The organism is Methylotuvimicrobium sp. (genome assembly GCF_050611805.1).
In the GTDB taxonomy this organism is placed as follows: Bacteria; Pseudomonadota; Gammaproteobacteria; order Methylococcales; family Methylomonadaceae; genus Methylotuvimicrobium.
In genome coordinates this window covers 1-16398 of record NZ_JBNGHF010000076.1, presented here as the reverse complement: position 1 = coordinate 16398, position 16398 = coordinate 1, and the positions used below count along the sequence as shown (strand labels likewise).

15 protein-coding genes and 1 riboswitch are annotated in these 16398 nt (G+C 52.6%); of the genes, 3 read left to right on the top strand and 12 right to left on the bottom strand.

The features are described from left to right. Positions 1–444: 444 nt before the first annotated feature. From ACRJJO_RS20580 to ACRJJO_RS20530, 11 genes are all read right to left on the bottom strand, one after another. Complete coding sequence (locus tag ACRJJO_RS20580; RefSeq protein ID WP_431067449.1) at positions 445–1035, bottom strand: hypothetical protein; 591 nt, start codon at positions 1033–1035, stop codon at positions 445–447. 26 nt (positions 1036–1061) lie between these two features. Next, positions 1062–2894: a TonB-dependent receptor domain-containing protein gene (locus ACRJJO_RS20575; protein ID WP_431067448.1), complete on the bottom strand. Its 1833-nt coding sequence runs from the start codon at positions 2892–2894 to the stop codon at positions 1062–1064. 107 nt (positions 2895–3001) lie between these two features. Then, positions 3002–3230: riboswitch (cobalamin riboswitch) on the bottom strand. 193 nt (positions 3231–3423) lie between these two features. After that, on the bottom strand, positions 3424–3921 hold the full coding sequence (locus ACRJJO_RS20570; RefSeq protein WP_431067447.1) for a bifunctional adenosylcobinamide kinase/adenosylcobinamide-phosphate guanylyltransferase: 498 nt from the start codon (positions 3919–3921) through the stop codon (positions 3424–3426). Then, the gene (locus ACRJJO_RS20565) at positions 3918–5321 is read right to left on the bottom strand and encodes a cobyric acid synthase (RefSeq protein WP_431067446.1); all 1404 of its coding nucleotides are present in this window, start codon (positions 5319–5321) and stop codon (positions 3918–3920) included. The genes ACRJJO_RS20570 and ACRJJO_RS20565 overlap by 4 nt, the downstream gene beginning before the upstream one ends. After that, positions 5318–5881 (bottom strand): alpha-ribazole phosphatase, encoded by a 564-nt coding sequence (cobC, locus tag ACRJJO_RS20560; protein WP_431067445.1) that lies wholly within the window; start codon positions 5879–5881, stop codon positions 5318–5320. The genes ACRJJO_RS20565 and cobC overlap by 4 nt, the downstream gene beginning before the upstream one ends. Continuing rightward, positions 5866–6612: an adenosylcobinamide-GDP ribazoletransferase gene (cobS, locus tag ACRJJO_RS20555; protein WP_431067444.1), complete on the bottom strand. Its 747-nt coding sequence runs from the start codon at positions 6610–6612 to the stop codon at positions 5866–5868. Before cobS ends, cobC begins: the two co-directional genes overlap by 16 nt. 455 nt (positions 6613–7067) lie before the next feature. Further along, positions 7068–8105: a nicotinate-nucleotide--dimethylbenzimidazole phosphoribosyltransferase gene (gene cobT / locus ACRJJO_RS20550; protein WP_431067443.1), complete on the bottom strand. Its 1038-nt coding sequence runs from the start codon at positions 8103–8105 to the stop codon at positions 7068–7070. Continuing rightward, on the bottom strand, positions 8087–8749 hold the full coding sequence (gene bluB, locus ACRJJO_RS20545; protein WP_431067442.1) for a 5,6-dimethylbenzimidazole synthase: 663 nt from the start codon (positions 8747–8749) through the stop codon (positions 8087–8089). Before bluB ends, cobT begins: the two co-directional genes overlap by 19 nt. Continuing rightward, a complete protein-coding gene (locus tag ACRJJO_RS20540; protein WP_431067441.1) occupies positions 8742–9671 on the bottom strand; it encodes a homoserine kinase in 930 nt (309 codons plus the stop codon). Before ACRJJO_RS20540 ends, bluB begins: the two co-directional genes overlap by 8 nt. A 7-nt stretch (positions 9672–9678) precedes the next feature. Continuing rightward, positions 9679–10572 carry an adenosylcobinamide-phosphate synthase CbiB gene (cbiB, locus tag ACRJJO_RS20535; RefSeq protein WP_431067440.1) on the bottom strand — a complete coding sequence of 298 codons (894 nt, stop codon included), beginning with the start codon at positions 10570–10572 and terminating at the stop codon, positions 9679–9681. Next, positions 10565–11584 (bottom strand): aminotransferase class I/II-fold pyridoxal phosphate-dependent enzyme, encoded by a 1020-nt coding sequence (locus ACRJJO_RS20530; protein ID WP_431067439.1) that lies wholly within the window; start codon positions 11582–11584, stop codon positions 10565–10567. Before ACRJJO_RS20530 ends, cbiB begins: the two co-directional genes overlap by 8 nt. An 872-nt stretch (positions 11585–12456) precedes the next feature. Between ACRJJO_RS20530 and ACRJJO_RS20525 the strand changes: the two genes are divergently transcribed. Together ACRJJO_RS20525 and ACRJJO_RS20520 are read left to right on the top strand one after the other, a co-directional pair. Then, complete coding sequence (locus ACRJJO_RS20525; RefSeq protein WP_431067438.1) at positions 12457–12960, top strand: ATP-binding protein; 504 nt, start codon at positions 12457–12459, stop codon at positions 12958–12960. 12 nt (positions 12961–12972) lie between these two features. Further along, positions 12973–13635, top strand: coding sequence for a DUF4143 domain-containing protein (locus tag ACRJJO_RS20520; RefSeq protein WP_431067450.1), 663 nt, complete (start codon positions 12973–12975; stop codon positions 13633–13635). A 226-nt stretch (positions 13636–13861) separates the two neighbouring features. On the opposite strand, the gene ACRJJO_RS20515 is transcribed toward ACRJJO_RS20520, so the two are convergent. Continuing rightward, on the bottom strand, positions 13862–15505 hold the full coding sequence (locus ACRJJO_RS20515; protein WP_431067437.1) for a hypothetical protein: 1644 nt from the start codon (positions 15503–15505) through the stop codon (positions 13862–13864). Positions 15506–15915: 410 nt separating this feature from the next. Between ACRJJO_RS20515 and ACRJJO_RS20510 the strand changes: the two genes are divergently transcribed. Then, a complete protein-coding gene (locus ACRJJO_RS20510) occupies positions 15916–16314 on the top strand; it encodes a rhodanese-like domain-containing protein (RefSeq protein ID WP_431067436.1) in 399 nt (132 codons plus the stop codon). Positions 16315–16398: the final 84 nt, after the last annotated feature.

The window sequence follows — 16398 nt, the reverse complement described above, 5'->3', positions numbered from 1 at the left end:
CTGGAAGATACTAAATACGCTTCGAATGTAGCTTAATTAATCACGGGCTCTATATAACGGTGAGCGTTTTGCGTGGGAATGCCGCTTTAGACGCTCCGCGTCGACTGCGGCTTGTAGTTGGATTGAGAAACTGTAGAGAGCGTATTCGTTGCTATTGCTTGTATTATCGACCTATGGGGACGCAGAGCGTCCCGGGATGCATTCCCACGCAAAGCGTCACTGCCATTAAGTTAAGGATTTTTCCGTTCGCCCTGAGCCTGTCGAAGGGTGAATGGAAAAATCCTGGGTCGATAAGTTAAGCCGTCCATGGTTCGACAGGCTCACCACGAACGGCTTAACTTAATGGCAGTGACGCAGAGCGTAGGAACGATGACTATTCTATTGTGGGAGCGATCCCCTGATCCCGATTTCCAGGCCGAAAAAGGGCTAGCAAAGGGTGTAGAGTCAAGCCCCTTTATGATCTTCACTGAAAATCGGCAAGGATTTCAGCAATGCAACTACGCCGAAAATCGCGGTCGCATAGATCAACGTCGATTTGATATAGGCCGGGTAGAAATTCGCCATTTTGCTCAGTTTTTCAGACCAGTCCAACGCATCGTGACGTCCGGACAACAAATAGAAGCTGAATTCGGAAATCAAAAACGCAAGCGTCGTTGCCGCGAGCAGAATTGCGAATTGTTTCAATAGCACCGAAGAGTTCAGCTCTTTGAATTGGCCACACATTTTTCCGCCAAACCAGACTGCGGCATAGGTCGGAATCAAAAAGACATAGGCCGGTGAAACGCAAAAACTGCTGACGCCGAAGAATTGAATCACGACAAAATCGATCAATGCCGCTTCGGCCAATAAAACGGCAAAAAAACGGTTGCCGCCGAACCAAAGCCCGGCCAGAAAAAATACCGCTAAAGAGGCGTCGGGGAGTTGAAATGGCGTGCCGATATGGCTAGAGCGCGTGGCCACCATCAACAACATCAAAGCAATCGCGCCGGGTTGAATCGGTAAGTTTTGGACAGGTAAACGTTGTGCGATATTCATCGTTATTTCTCCAGAAAAATTAAGTTTTAGATATTATAGCGAATCGAAACGAAAAAGTTGCGATCGGCCGTGTTGTAGGTATCGACCAATTGGTATTGTTTATCCAGCAAATTATTCAATTGAGCGCTAATGGTCCAGTTTTTATTGATGTGATAGGCCGAGCGTAAATCGACGGTCGCATAACCGCCGACTTTGGTCGTATTAGCGGCATCGTCGTAGCGATAGCCCTCGGCTAATAGCAAAGCACCGACGTCGACGGGCCCGAACGATCTGGATAGATCGAATGATAACATTCTATCGGTGCGGCGTGGCAGACGATTATTCGTTTCCCGGTCGACCGGACGGAGCAAATTCATGCCTAGTTTGGCGTTCCAACCGAAAACTTGTGTGCTGATTTCGGCTTCGAGACCGTCGATTTGGGCCTTGCCGATATTTTCGGCGGATAAGCTAAAATTCGCCGGATCAAAGACATAGACGATCAAATTATCCAGGTTGGTATGATAAGCGCGAATCTCCCACTGTAGCCAGTCATGGTTGCCCGCGAGTCCGACTTCGACCGATTTCGATTCTTCGGCCATCAAGTTGGGGTTGCCGAAGCCGGGCCAATAGAGTTGGTTGAAGCTTGGAGCCTTGAAACCGTTGCCGAAATTGGCGAATGTACTGATGCCGTAATCCCAATTGGCGCGCCAGCCGATGCTGCCGGTGACGAAGTCGCCGAAGGCTTCGTTTTCATCCCAACGAATAGAACCATTGAGATAATGGTTGTCGAAGAATCGTCCGTGCCATTCGCCGAACACTCCGACATCGTAACGCGATAGCTCGGTGTAATCTGTCGTGCTATTCGCTTCATCCAAACGGTAATCGGCCCCGAGCGTCAGTTGATGATCGTCCGACAATTTAACCGCATTTAACCAACTGGCATTCCAACGCGTGCTGTCGAAACGGCTGAAAAACGAGCCGTCCTGGCTGAAATTGTCGGCATCGTCTCGGCTTTGCCCTAACCGTAAGGTCGAGCGCCAGTTGTCGATGACATCGATAGCGCCACTCAGGCCGATGACCTGATTGACGAATTCCATTTTATTCGGGGTTCCGTCGAAGTCATTACGACCTTCCGAGCGCATGTAGGTGGCTTCCAACTCGGCATTATTATCGAAGTGGTGGCCCAAGCGTGCGTTGAGCCCGGTGTTGTAGAAACCGTCTTTATCGGGCTCATCCACCCCGGCAGTCGGTTGTCGCGCATCGAAGCCTTGCGAATTGAAATGCGACGCGCCGAGGGTGTACCAGCTATTTTGATAACGCCCGCTGATCGTGCCGGAGGCTTTGGCGGTATTAAACGAACCGCCGCCGGCATCGATCGTGATCGTCGGTTTTTCTTCTTGCGCGCCTTTACGGGTAAAAATTTGGATAACGCCGCCCAAGGCTTCGGCCCCCCAAAGGCTGGATTGCGGACCTCGAATGATCTCGACGCGTTCGATCTGATCGATCGGCAACAGTTCGAACGGCGAGGTGCCGGAGGTTACCGAACCGAAGCGGATGCCGTCGACCAAGACCAAGACATGGCCGGAACCTGTGCCGCGTATGAAGACGCTGGAGTTTTTACCGTATCCACCTTGTTGCGTGATATCGAGGCCGGTTGAGCCTCTTAGCAATTCCGGTAAGGTGTTGACCTGAAGGCGTTCGATGTCTTTTCGCGTATAGACGGTGCTGGCGGTTGCCAGATGTTCTTTGGGACTGTCCGACCGAGTTGCCGTGATCAGCATTTCAGGTAAATGTAACGGTGTCTCGCCCGCGGTCGAGTCGGCCAAAGCCGGAATATGGAAGCCGATGAATAGCAATGGGCTTAGAAAGAATGTTCGCATGATGTCCTCTGCGCCGCCCGCGCATGAAAGGTTGTAGAATTACAACGCAAGGGCCTGCGGCGAAAAGGCGGAGCATGGCTCGACCGTTTCGTTAACAGCCCTCCGCTGTATCGAATCGCTATCGGGCCGGTCTCCGGGCTCATAAGTGGCCATTGGCCTGAATCATCGCCTTCCCATGTCATTGCACACAGTGGCAAATTGATGATTCTTTACTTATCTACCGTTGCGGGGGCAGCGCCGGCTTTGGCTTGATGACCTGACCGGCTTCCCGTTTAACCCCGCCCTAGAATCGACCTGTCGATTCTAGGGCGGGGCACCTGAAAGCAAGGAGGGCATTATAGGGATTTGCCGGCTGAATGCAAGTGCAAGAAAAATATAGAGGATTAAATCTATTTATTAGGCAGGACGGAGTTTGCAACTCCGTCCTTAACCGTTTTAACTGTGGTCAAAGCAAACCAAAACGTTCGGGGCGGGTTACATAACCCGCCCCGCGCGCGGCATGCGGAATAAGTTATTCGCGGCCAGACCCTTATTTCATCTGTAATTTCAAGCCGGCGCTGCAAAAAAAGACTCGATCGCAATGCCTGCCCATTAATTGCGCGGCTTTGCCCGATAAATCGATGAATTGCCGGGCCAAGCGGTTGTCGGGGATAACGCCGAGGCCCACCTCGTTATGAATCAAGACCAATTCGACGGGAAGCTGCAACACGGCGTCCAATTCCTGCAGAATGTCGGATTCGGGAATTTGATGATACAAGGCGTTGTTCAGCCACATCGACACGCACTCGACCAATACCGGACGGTCTAAGCCTTGTAGTGCGGCGAGCAGCTTAACCGGTTCTTCGACCGTAATGAACGAATCCTGCCGGCGCTGTTGGTGAACGGCCACCCGGGCCTTCATTTCATCGTCGAAAAATTCGGTCGTCGCCAGGTAATAGGGTTTTTCCCCCCCGTTTCGCTGTAAAACATAGTCTTCCGCCAAGCGCGATTTACCGCTCTTGACGCCGCCGATGAATAAAGTCTTCATGATGGCTCCTGTAAGGCTTCCAGGATCAATGACAAATCCAGATTGGCCTCGACCCGGTCGGCAAAGCCTTGAATTTGGGCGTCGCGGTAGCCGGCGTAGGCATAACCCCGATAATCGGTATGTAGGGCTTTGAAATAAGCGGTTCGAAAATCGTCGTTGTCGAATATGCCATGCACATGCGTGCCGGCGACTGCGCCTTGCCGATAATAAAGCGAATATTGATTCATGCGCCCACAATGAATTTCATAGCCGGTCAACGCCGGATAGTCGAACAGATCATAGCTTCCTCGCCGGACGATCTTGGGGTATTGATAACGCACCTCGTCATCGATATAACCGAATCCGGATTCGCTGCCGGGCCGGTCATGCTCGATAGCCTCCGGGTCATTCAGCATTCGGCACAGCATCTGGTAACCGCCGCAAATACCGAACACCGCTTTGTCGAAACGCTCGATTTCGGCGAACAAGCCTTGTTCTTTCAGCCATCTCAAATCGCGCAACACGGTTTTGCTGCCCGGTAACAGCACCATATCGAAGCCGCTCAAGGGGCGGTAGGCTTGAATCAATTCGACATGCAGCTCTTCGTCGGCCATCAACACGTCCAGATCGTTATAATTGCTCAAACCCGGATAGGCGATCGCGGCAATGCGAATCTTGACGCCGTTCAGGCGTTGTCGGTAATTATTGAGCGATTGCGAATCTTCCATGTCGATATTGAGCGGCTCGAACGGCAATACGCCGAGCACCGGTACGCCGAAGCGCTCTTTAATGATCGTTTCGCCGTCGTCGAAAAAACGCCGATCGCCCCGGAATTTATTGATCACGACGCCGATCAAGTTTTCGCGCATGATCGGATGCATCAATTCCAGCGTGCCGTAAATCGACGCGAAGACGCCGCCCCGTTCGATGTCGGCGACCAGAATGTTTTGGGTGCCGAAGGTATTGGCGACAAAACTGTTCGATAAGTCTTTATGCAATAGATTAAGTTCGACCGGGGAACCCGCGCCTTCGGCGATGACTAAGTCATGAGTCTGCCGGAGCGTTGTAAAGGCTTTTTCGACCTGCAATTTAAGTCCGCCTATCGAATCGTAATAATCCGCGATAGTTTGATTTTGATGGACCAAGCCGTTGACGATCACTTGCACCGAACCGTTGCCGTGCGATTTCAGCAGCACGGGATTGAACAAATGATTCGGTTCGACCCGCGCGGCCTCGGCTTGCAGGCATTGCGCGCGGGAGATTTCGCGGCCGTCCGGGGTCACCGCCGAATTATTCGAGACGTTTTGCGCCTTGAACGGCGCGACGCTTATTCCCCGGTCCGCAAAAATTCGGCACAAGGCCATGGCTATCGTGGTTTTGCCGGCGTCCGAGCTGGTGCCGAAGATCGCTAAAGGTTTCATAGGTTGAGATAGTGAATATAGGTGTATTGATGGCTATATTGAAATTTATGCAAAGAGCCATGATCGACGCGGAATTGAAAGGCGGCGGCGGGCGACAGCTTCAAGATATGGGTCAGTAGGGCGCGAATGACGCCGGCATGGGTCACGACGACGGCTTGCGAAAGCTCGGTCTCGATGAGCTCTTGCCAAAAACTGCCGGCACGGCGGCATAAATTGGTAAAATTTTCGCCGTTCGGCGGCGGGAAGTCGACGAAACTTTGCGTCCAATGGTTTAGGGATTTTGCGTCGATGTCGTTGAAAAACACGCCTTCCCAGTCGCCGAAATCAAGCTCCAAGAGCCGTTCGTCGGTGACGACCTCATCGGACAGGGAGTCGGCCAAGCGTTTGCAGCGGCTGAGCGCGCTGCTATAAAACCGGCAGTCTTCGGACAGTTCAGGCAATTTTTGCCGAAGCGCTTCGGCCTCCTGGGCAAAGCTGTCCGCCAAGGCAATGTCGGATCGCCCGTAACACAAGCCTTGTGCGGCAGAGGTTTGGGTATGGCGAATCAAATAAATGTCCATAGAGCGCCGAGGAAAAGATAAAAAACGGTTTCGGTAATTTGTTGGCTAGCCCCCAAACAGTCGCCGGTATAGCCGCCGATATGACGATGGAAATAGCGGCCGAGCCCCAGCGTGATCAGCATCATCGGTATCAGCGAAATCAAGGCCTGTGGCGGCAGCAAGGCAAAGGGAAACAACGCCGGAATGCCTGCTAAGGCTAAGGTTTTCGCATCGGGCTTGAATACCGCGCCGGACGATTTGCTAGGCTGCGTGCGGGCGTAGTCGTAGCGGAACATCAAATACAACGGAAACCAGCGGCTGATACTGTGCCCCGCCAGCAAAGCAAACGGCGGAAGATGCGCCGGTAAACCGGCCAAAAGCTTGAATTTCAACAGCATTAGCAACAGCAAACCGAGCGCGCCATAGGCGCCGATCTGCGAGTCTTTCATGATGTCCAGAATGCGCTGTTTATCGTAGCCCCCGCCGAAACCGTCGCAGACATCGGCAAAACCGTCTTCGTGAAAAGCCCCGGTAAGCAAGATGCCGGCGATTAAGGCGATAACGACCGCAATGTCTTGCGGCCAGATTTGCAAAGCGACCCAAAAAACCGATGCGGAAAACCCGCCGACCATCCAACCGATCAACGGCAGGTAAGCACAAGCAAAGGGCAAGCGTCGATAATCGAGCTTGGTAGGACAGGGCAGCCGGGTATAAAAGCCGACGGCCAGAAGGAAATCGTGTAATGAAGGCATGGAAAGTTTTGCTTGAATTAGGCGGGATATGTTCTTGGCATGTCTAATTCTACTTTGTCTTGCGACAATTTATAAAATCGATTGCTTGAGAATATGACAAACCGGGCGGCTGATTATGAACACGAGCAACACGATGTAAGCCTTGTTGCGTATGGCAAATGCCGGAAAAAGGAAGGTGGTTGAATTATAGAATATACCTTTCGTGCCTCCTTAGGCAAGGCCGAAATTTCAAGTGCGAAAGGTATAAAAACGGGTGCGGGGTATGCTTGGTGAGGATGTCGGCGGATGGGTAGATTTTTGCTCCTCGGCAATTGCTCCTGCATTGCCCTAATACACGCCATCCTTGGCGCTTAGTTGCCGCCAAGCCCCCATGGATGGGTTTACGGCGTTCCTCGACAGGCATACCCCACACCCTAAAATCGGCGAAACTGCTCAAACTGGGAATTGCTGCAATTTCAACCCGCATCCACACCGGCTTCGGCAAAGCTGGCCATTTCGTTCAGCATCGCAACCGCCGAGACTATTAAGGGATAGGCTAGCGCTGCGCCCGAGCCTTCGCCGAGGCGCAGTTCAAGATCAAGCAAGGCTTTTGCGCCGAAGTGATCGAGCAGTGCGCGATGGCCTTGTTCGTCCGAGACATGGCTGAATACGCAATAATCCAAAACTTCGGGATGGCACTTCGCCGCAACCAACAATGCGCTGCCGGCGATAAAGCCGTCGACGACGATCAACATGCCCAATTCGGCGGCTTTCAAATAGGCCCCTGCCATCATCGCGATTTCAAAGCCGCCGAAGACGCTTAATGCCGCCAATGGATCGCGTTGGCCGGAGTGCCGTGCCAAGGCTTGATTCAATATCGACAATTTATGGCTAAGTTGCGCATCGCTCAGCCCGGTGCCGCGTCCGACGCATTGCGCCAGCGGCAAGGAGGTCAAACAATGCATCAACAACGAGGCGGACGAGGTGTTGCCGATACCCATTTCGCCGAAGCCGATACAATTGCATCCAGCATGGTGGCGTTCCTGCACGATATCGGCGCCGGCCTGGATGGCTTGGGCGCATTCGCTCTCAGTCATTGCCGGCTCATCTAAAAAATTACGCGTGCCTTTGCCGATTTTGGCATCGATTAATTTAGGGTGCGGGCTGAGTTCGGCATTGACGCCGGCATCGACGATCCACAGGTCGAGGCCGTTGTGCTTGGCGAAAACGCTGATGGCGGCCCCGCCCGCCAAAAAATTGGCGACCATTTGTGCGGTGACGCTTTGCGGATAGGCGCTGACGCCGTTTGCTGCGATGCCGTGGTCGCCGGCAAAAATCACGATAGCCGGGTTTGTCAGCGTCGGCGATAACGTGTTTTGGATAGTGCCCACGTGCAACGCCAGTGCTTCCAATTGGCCCAGCGAGCCCAAGGGTTTGGTCTTTTGGTCGATTTTGTCTTGCAGCGCGGCGGTGAGGACGTGCCCTACCGGCTTGATCAAAAAGTGAGTTTGCATGGTCTATTCCAGGCGTTTTCAAATAAACAATCGTTTAGGTCCAAGCGCGATGCCCACTGCTCTTGTTCCAATAGTGGTTCGTTATAAAAGCGCTCGACATGGCCCAGACATAAAATCGCGAACGGTTGGCTGTCGTCGGGCATCGCCAATAATCGTTTCAGCGCTTCCGGCTCGAACATCGATACCCAGCCTAAACCCAGCCCTTCGGCTCGGGCGGCCAGCCACATGTTCTGGATCGCGCAGGATAACGAGGCCAGGTCCATTTCCGGCAGTGTGCGTCGGCCGAAGATATGTTCTTCGCGGCGGTCGCTCAACGAGGCGATGAGGATTTCGGCGCATTCCATGATGCCTTCGACCTTGATGCGCATGAATTCGTCTTCGCGCTCCTGCAAGGCGCGGGCGGTTTGCAGGCGTTCCTGCTCGACCAGGTCGTGTATGGCTTCGCGTAAATCCGGACGGGTGATGCGGATGAAACGCCACGGCTGCATGAAGCCGACGCTTGGGGCATGATGCGCCGCCGCGATGATGCGCGCTAATCTATCGGGTTCGACCGGGTCGGGCAAAAAATGGCGCATATCGCGGCGCTCGTAGATAGCGCGGTAAATGGCGGCGCGTTCGGCATCGGAATAGCGATGATCAGGCATGGGCGGCGTTTCGATGTTGTACGAGCAGGTCTTTAAAAACGAACGGGTCTTTGGGTTGGCTCAGGGCGGCCGGGCGATTGCTGTAGCGGTGTACGAGGCGCGACAGCCAAAAACGCAACGCGGCGGCTCTGAGCATGCGGTTGCAATGCTGATGTTCGATTGCCGATAACGGCCTTAGGGTTTCATAGCCCGAAAGCAGCGCGGTTAATTTTTGCGTATTGAAAATACCGTCGTCTCGGCACCAGTCGTTCGCGCAGACCGCGATATCCCGTAGCCAGTGGTCGCTACAGGCACTGTAGAAATCGAGTATGCCGCTGATTTGTCCGTCGGCGAATAAGGCATTATCCCGGAATAAGTCGCCGTGAATCACGCCGCCGGGCAGCGTTTGTTGTTCGTGTTCGGACTGAAATTGCAGTTCGTCGAGAATCAATTCGAGATCCACGTCGGACAGTTGACTCTCGACTTGCTCGAACAAGGCTTTGATCGACAAAACATCATGATGGCTTGCGATCGGAAAGGTGCAATCCCGCGTGTCGAGATGCAGCCTGGCCAGTTGCGCGCCGATTTGCCGGCATTGATCTAGCGTGGGCGAAACGATGGATCGGCCGGCCAAGCGTTTACAGACCAGTGCCGGCTTGCCGTTGAGGTTGCGCAATAGCCGGTTTTGTCGGTCGGCCTGCGGATTCGGATACAGCGGGTTGTGTGCCCCTAAGCGTTGCAGCAGTTCGATCACCGGGGTTAGTTCCTCGTCATTCTGTGCTTCGAACAAGGTCAGGACATAGTTGCCTTGCGTGGTCGCGACCGCATAATGACTGTTCGCGATGCCATCGGGAATGCCGGCAGAATCGACTACCTGGCCGAGATCGTAAGCGCCGAAAAAGGCGTCCAGTTGTGCGGCTGTGACTGAGGTATAAACGGACATTGCTTGATCAAGACAGCAAGAAACCAACGGCCAATAGGCCGAGGATCGTGAAATCAATGGGTGTTTTCATGGACAATGCTTTCGATAGAGTGGTTTTAGTGACCGGCATGATGGCATCGCCGAGAGCCGGTTTGGTTTTTAGCCGGCCATGGTACATCGCATCGCCGCCCAATGCCACGCCCAAGGCACCCGCCATCGCGGCAATCGGCCGGCCGGCATTGGGGCTTTCCAGTTTATCGGCGTCCCGCCATAAGCATTGCCAGGCCCGTTTTTTATCGGCCGACACTAAAATGATCAACAAGGCCGTCAAACGGGCCGGGATGAAGTTGGCGAGATCGTCAAGTTTGGCGGCGACTCGGCCGAAATGAAGATAGCGGTCGGTTTTATAGGCGATCATCGAATCCAAAGTATTGACGGCTTTGTAAACGGCCAAGCCCGGTAGGCCGAATAAGACCAAATAAAACAGCGGTGCGATGACGCCGTCGCTGAGGTTTTCGGCCCAGGTTTCAATCGCCGCCTTATAGACCTCGCTATCGCTCATTGCTTCGGTATCGCGACTCACCAGGTAACGCAAGGCTAGCCGAGGCTGTTTTGCGGTTAATAGTTCCGATACGCTGACATGGAGCATGTGCATCGCAAGGCCCATCGATGCGATGATGGCCAAAACGGGTAGGGCGAGCCAATACGGTAACGCTTGGCAGGCGTAAACGATCGAGAGGCTTACGATCAGGGTCAAGGTCAATAGACTGGTGACCAATATCGCGCCCGATAGAATACTGTCGCGGTAATAACGCCGTTCATACCCTTCGATAAACCGGCCCATCAGCACGACCGGATGGGTCGTGCTGAATTCGCCGAAACGCAGGTCGATCAAATAGGCCAGCGCCGCCAATTCAAACATGTTGCAAACACTCGGCAAGCCGGGCGATCGATTCGGCATCCTTAACCGCGAAGCGCACATGGCGCTTATCCAGGCCTTCGAAATTGTCGCACACGCGAATCAAGATTCGCGCTTTTTCCAGATGACGCTGCAAAGCTTGGCCGTCGATTTTCGCCAAACGGGCGAGGATAAAATTGGCTTGGCTCGGATGTACCCGGTCGAACAGGTTGGAATCCTCCAGTACTTGCCTCAATGATTCGCGAAGCTGTGTCGTTTGCTTGCGTGTGTTGTCGGCGAAGGCATCGTTATAAAGGGCTTGCTGCATGTAGGCGATATCGAAACTCGACAGTTTCCATGCCGGTTCGAGTTGTTTCAAATTTGTGATTGCCGTTCTCTCGGCGGCGACGAAACCGATACGGACGCCGGCGCTGCCGTAAAACTTGCTCAAGGACTTGATTAGGTAAAGGTTCGGGATTTGGTCTATCCTATAGGCGATACTGGCCGTAGCGGCGGCAGGGCAGAAGTCCAAAAAAGACTCGTCGATCAGGATCGTGCATCGAGCGGCCCGCCATTGGGCCAGTAGCTCTTGCAGGTCGTAAAGCGCGCCGTCGGGCGTGGCCGGATTGACGAAAATGACGGTGCTGTACGGCGGAATTTCCGTTTGTTTAAAATGCTCGAAACGGTCGATGCAACGGATGCGGCAATCTAATTGCCGCGCGATGCGCGCATATTCGACATACATCGGCGTATAAAGAACGATCTCTTCGGGATGGAGCATGCGCAATAACGCAAAAATCGCAGCGCTCGCGCCGTTGAAGGGTTCTAAGTCGGCAGAGGCGGGCAACGGGTAGCGATGGCGAAGCGCCTGCTTCAAGGTGCTGTAATCGGGATCGGCATAAGGCGACGGGTCGAATTGCAAGGCGCGCCATTCGATGGCCTGGACGGGATTGATGTTGGCTGAAAAGTCCAAGACCTGATCCGGTCGACAGCCGATGCGTTCGGCAAAATTGTAAATATTACCGCCGTGTTTCATTCAGAAATGCGTATCGTGCGAAGTCAAAAGCCGGCTATTTTAAACCAAACGGGGCGCCGGGGGGAGAATATCGGCGCCGAGGAGTCAAGCCGGAACGGACTCGCAATAGACTCAAGCGGGCGTTCGTAATCCCTTGAGTTTATTGATACAGCATGAGAGCAATGCCTTTGTCGCACACTCCGGCACAGGGCAAACGCATTAAAATAATTAATATATTAATATGTTATCCTGTCGCTTAGAACGCTTAGTCAATTCGGCTTAACTTATGGTACCCCTCCCTTGGCCCCGTTAGGCCGCGCCGAGCACTGGCAATTTTGCCGAGAATAGCCCGTTAGGGGAGTGGCAGGGATGCCGCTCGTTTTCGGAGGGCTAGGGATAGCCCTTCCGAAAACCCTCGGCAAAATCGTCAGCGCGCAGGATGCAGCGGCCTCCGGGTGTCTTTTCTTTTGGATACTTTTCTTTGGACAAGCAAAGAAAAGTATCGCGGTTGTCGGTCCGCGAACCGACTACACATAAGCGTCGCGATAGCGACACAAAGCCTTATTTAGGTTTCAAGCTAAATCTTATAGTTAACCAAGAAAAAGGAATATTTTAACTATCTGATTTTCTATAGTGTTTTAATGCGTTTGCCCTGCACTCCGGCACCGAAATTTGACTAGTAAACCTAAAAAGAGCAGTTGGTAAGTGTTGTAGACTGGTGAAGCCTCAAACTACCGTTCACCCTTCGACAGGGCTCTCCTGAGCGCAGCCGAAGGGGCTCAGGGCGAACGGTAGTTTGAAGCTTTCAACTGCTCTTTTTAGGGTAAAGGGCTATTGAATAGCCTCAAATAAATATCCTTGCAAATCTGGCATAACATTCCATAATTGCAAGGATGATTAAGCGAAGATTATATAACCAACTCGAACAACTTCTGACAGATTATCCTGCCGTTGCTTTACTCGGCCCCAGGCAAGCGGGTAAAACCACGCTTGCACTGGAAATTGCTGAGCGCTATCCGTCGATTTATCTCGATCTGGAATCATTGTCTGATCAAGCCAAGTTGCAAAATACCGAACTCTATCTTACTGAGCATCAAGATAAATTAGTTATATTGGATGAGGTCCAGCGAGCTCCGAATCTCTTTCAGAGTTTACGCGGTCTAATCGACCGTGGCAGGCGGCAAGGGCGCCGCTTCGGTCGTTTTCTATTATTGGGTTCCGCGTCCATCGAATTATTGCAACAATCCAGCGAAACTCTGGCCGGACGCATCGCTTATTTGGAATTGACGCCTTTCGATGCGCTCGAGCTTGCCGAAGAGCAAACCGATCTGCTATGGCTTCGCGGTGGGTTTCCTGATAGCGTTTTGTCCAACCGAAACGATGCCAGCATCCAGTGACACCAAAACTTTATCCGTACCTACTTAGAACGCGACATACCCAGGCTCGGGCCGCGAATTCCTGCGGAAACTTTGCGCAGATTTTGGACCATGTTGGCGCATAATCAGGGCGAGTTGCTCAATGCGGCTAAATTAGCTTCGTCTCTGGGTGTCGATGGCAAGACGGTAAGCCGGTATCTGGATTTATTGATCGATCTGTTATTGGTTCGCCGGTTGAAACCTTGGCATGGCAATAGCGGAAAGCGCTTGGTCAAATCTCCTAAGACCTATGTTCGCGACAGCGGTCTGGTTCATGCTTTATTGGGTATTATCGACAAAGAGTCGCTGCTGGGTCATCCGGTCTGTGGCCAAAGTTGGGAAGGCTTTGTCATTGAAAACTGCTTGTCGGTAGCCCCTCGGCATAGCGAAGCCCATTTTTATCGCAGCAGCGCGGGAGCCGAGTGCGATTTATTGATCACATTTCCCGATCAAACCGTTTGGGCGATAGAAATCAAACGAAGTGTGGCGCCGCGTCTGCAAAAAGGGTTTTATTTCGCACAAGACGATGTCAAACCACAAGCCGCTTTTGTTGTTTATTCGGGAAAAGAAAGCTATCCGATTTCCGATGGTGTTAGAGCGACCGGACTGATCGAGCTCTTGAAGCGCATCGAAGATTACGGTAAGGAACGAGCATGAAATAACTTAGACAACTGCCGGAAGGGGGTTTGGTGGCTCGATTGACAGGTGTCGACGGCAGGGATAGCCGCCGTCAAGCCTACATGGACGTATTCACGGCGTCCTGTCAAGCGAGTTACCAAACCGCCACAAAGTCTACTACTTTTATAAGTTATTTTGTGCATATTCCTAAGTAATTTGCAAACGGGCGTTAAGGCACGCAAGTAGCCCCGCTGCGGTAGCCCAATCAACTGCGATCCTTCAAGAAGGTGCGCCGGGCGATAAAAATCGCCGACAATGGCATCGCCAATCCCAGGAACATCACGATGAAAAATAAGCTGCCTAATTGGCTGTAATCGGCGGCGGTGACGATCAAACCGGTTGTAGGGTCTTTGATTTCGCGGCTGATCACGAACACTTGATTGAGCGCCTTGGTCAGCAATTGAGACAGCGAAAGCGCCAAATTGACGAATGCGGCCATGACCGCGAAATAGGTCGCCTTGAGTCTAGGCGGTGCGGAGTTGGCGATCCAGGCCAGCATCGGAATCATCGCGATCTGTCCGAGGGGAGATTCCAGCGCGGTATCGATCAAGGCAATGAAGCGCGCATCGACCACGCCGCCGGTATGCGCCTGAGTCCATTCATGAAAGCCGTAAAAAAGCGCGATATTCGGTAAATACAGCGCACTCAACGCTATCGTCAAGACCGCAATCACATGGGTGATCGGGCGTTCGGCCATGAAGCGCCGGAATAGAAACATGCCGAACAGAGTCAGTCCGCTAGTGACTAACGACAGTTGCGCAAGAAACTGTTGATCGAAGGCGAGCACATCGATCATCCACCACGTTTCGCCTGCGCCGGTCGTCGGCACGGCCCGAAAGGCGAATATCACGAAAGCGATGCCGTACAGCTGATTGCGCTGGATGGGTTCCAAGTCCAGCGTCAGGCGCCAAATCAAAAACATGACGATAGCCAGTGAACCGATGAAGACGATCGCATCGCTATTCGGAATATCGCTCAAGCCCATTAAGACCGCGAACAACACGAAACCGAGTCCGCCGCCGAGAATCCACCAGTTGATTTCGGGCAATTCATCTTCGGGTCGGGCCAGTAATCGGTTAATGTCTTCGCGTTCATAACCTTGCCCCGCCAAGCGCCATTCTTGTTGAGATCGCAGATAGGCGGACAGCAATACCCCGGCTATCGAAATCAAGGGTATGACCAAGGCCCAACGGTAAACCGACAAATACACCGCCGCTTTTTCGGTTTCGCTCATCAAGTGTACGTCATCAAATAGAATGACATTGGCGGCCGCGACCAGCATCGTCCCGCCGATAATGGCGACCCGGCCCAAGGTCTGCATCGTCGTATGCGCTAATTTGATGTGTGCTTCGGGTAGCGGGTTGCCTTGTTCGTCGAAACGCGGCACTGCTTCGACCGTCATCGCATCGGCCACGGTATCCTGTACGACATAACCGATCGGCGCCAGCAATACCGATAAGACAAACCAGGTTTCGGCAGGCAGGATCTGCGTCATGTAGTCCCGATCAGCCAAGAGATTGATCATGATCAGTAAGCTAGCAGCGATCAACGCCGCGCCGAGATAGATCAACTTAGTTTTATGCCGCCACAGCAAATCGACCAGATGCCCGACCGGCATTTTTAGCGCCCACGGCAGCATTATCCAGAAGCCCAGCATGGCCAAAAACTCGGCCGACAAGCCGAGATAGTCTTTGACGAAAAAGGTTCCGACGATGCCGGTCAGGCCCGATACGCCGGCTGCCAGATAGACCATTAACGGCGGAACATAACTAAGGCGCATTTGTCGAGCCAGATCGTAAACATTGCGGTCTAGCCAGTTTTGCCATTGGCGGTTCGGTTTTGTATTCATAAGTTCATTGTCGATGAGTGAGGCGTTACGTAATACTTAATCCTAACCCGGACTAGCCCGGAGCCAAAGCGGAAATCGTTTTCGTCATAAAAGTAAAAACGATAGAGACTTAGATCCTTGTGGGAGCGACGCCTTCGTCGTCCCTCACCTAACGCTAGGTGAGGGACGATCTGGGGATCGCTCCCAGCACTAATCATCCTTGTTACTTGTTTCAACTCAAGCGGGATATCTGGTTTCGCAACGCTGGAGCGTTGCGGGCTGCATTCCAACGCAGAGCATTGGAACGATAATGCGGAACGATAAGGTGGAGCGTCGGAAGCGTAGTAAACTCCGCTATTTGAAACCGCTTCGCGCCCACTCCGGTTTTTATGGTTAAATGCCGTTTTACTTTTTTAATTAGGTCATTGTTTATGAAACTCCGAATCTTGACTAAGAAAACATTGTTATTTTCGATCATGATTATCGCTATCGTCGCCGGTTGCGCCTTTCAAAAACCTGATTATTTGACCATGATCAGTGCTGATGAACTCAATCGAATCATGCAAAATGAGTCTATTGTTTTAATCGATGTTCACATCCCCGAACAGCAGCATATCAAGGGGACTAATCTTTTCATTCCTTACAACGTGGTTGAGCAATATCAAGAAAAATTGCCTGCCGATAAAAATACCGCTCTTTATTTGTATTGCGAAGGCGGACCTATGGGCAATGCGGCCGCGCGGTCTCTCTATGAACTAGGCTATCGTAATTTGTACAATCTTGAAGGCGGAGCTAAAGCTTGGCGGCAAGCGGGATTGGCGTTTGAATGAGGAGTGTTGGTTAGCGGTGAGCAGTAAGCAAGGAAAGAGGAAAGAGGAAAGAGGAAAGAGGAAAGAGGAAAGAGGAAAGAGGAA

Coding starts and splice junctions, on each gene's coding strand:
- cbiB (WP_431067440.1), bottom strand. CDS start 10,572: ATGTTTGAATTGGCGGCGCTGGCCTATTTGATCGACCTGCGTTTCGGC.
- ACRJJO_RS20575 (WP_431067448.1), bottom strand. CDS start 2,894: ATGCGAACATTCTTTCTAAGCCCATTGCTATTCATCGGCTTCCATATT.
- ACRJJO_RS20540 (WP_431067441.1), bottom strand. CDS start 9,671: ATGTCCGTTTATACCTCAGTCACAGCCGCACAACTGGACGCCTTTTTC.
- ACRJJO_RS20530 (WP_431067439.1), bottom strand. CDS start 11,584: ATGAAACACGGCGGTAATATTTACAATTTTGCCGAACGCATCGGCTGT.
- ACRJJO_RS20515 (WP_431067437.1), bottom strand. CDS start 15,505: ATGAATACAAAACCGAACCGCCAATGGCAAAACTGGCTAGACCGCAAT.
- ACRJJO_RS20570 (WP_431067447.1), bottom strand. CDS start 3,921: ATGAAGACTTTATTCATCGGCGGCGTCAAGAGCGGTAAATCGCGCTTG.
- bluB (WP_431067442.1), bottom strand. CDS start 8,749: ATGCCTGATCATCGCTATTCCGATGCCGAACGCGCCGCCATTTACCGC.
- cobS (WP_431067444.1), bottom strand. CDS start 6,612: ATGCCTTCATTACACGATTTCCTTCTGGCCGTCGGCTTTTATACCCGG.
- ACRJJO_RS20510 (WP_431067436.1), top strand. CDS start 15,916: ATGAAACTCCGAATCTTGACTAAGAAAACATTGTTATTTTCGATCATG.
- cobT (WP_431067443.1), bottom strand. CDS start 8,105: ATGCAAACTCACTTTTTGATCAAGCCGGTAGGGCACGTCCTCACCGCC.
- ACRJJO_RS20565 (WP_431067446.1), bottom strand. CDS start 5,321: ATGAAACCTTTAGCGATCTTCGGCACCAGCTCGGACGCCGGCAAAACC.
- ACRJJO_RS20580 (WP_431067449.1), bottom strand. CDS start 1,035: ATGAATATCGCACAACGTTTACCTGTCCAAAACTTACCGATTCAACCC.
- ACRJJO_RS20525 (WP_431067438.1), top strand. CDS start 12,457: ATGATTAAGCGAAGATTATATAACCAACTCGAACAACTTCTGACAGAT.
- cobC (WP_431067445.1), bottom strand. CDS start 5,881: ATGGACATTTATTTGATTCGCCATACCCAAACCTCTGCCGCACAAGGC.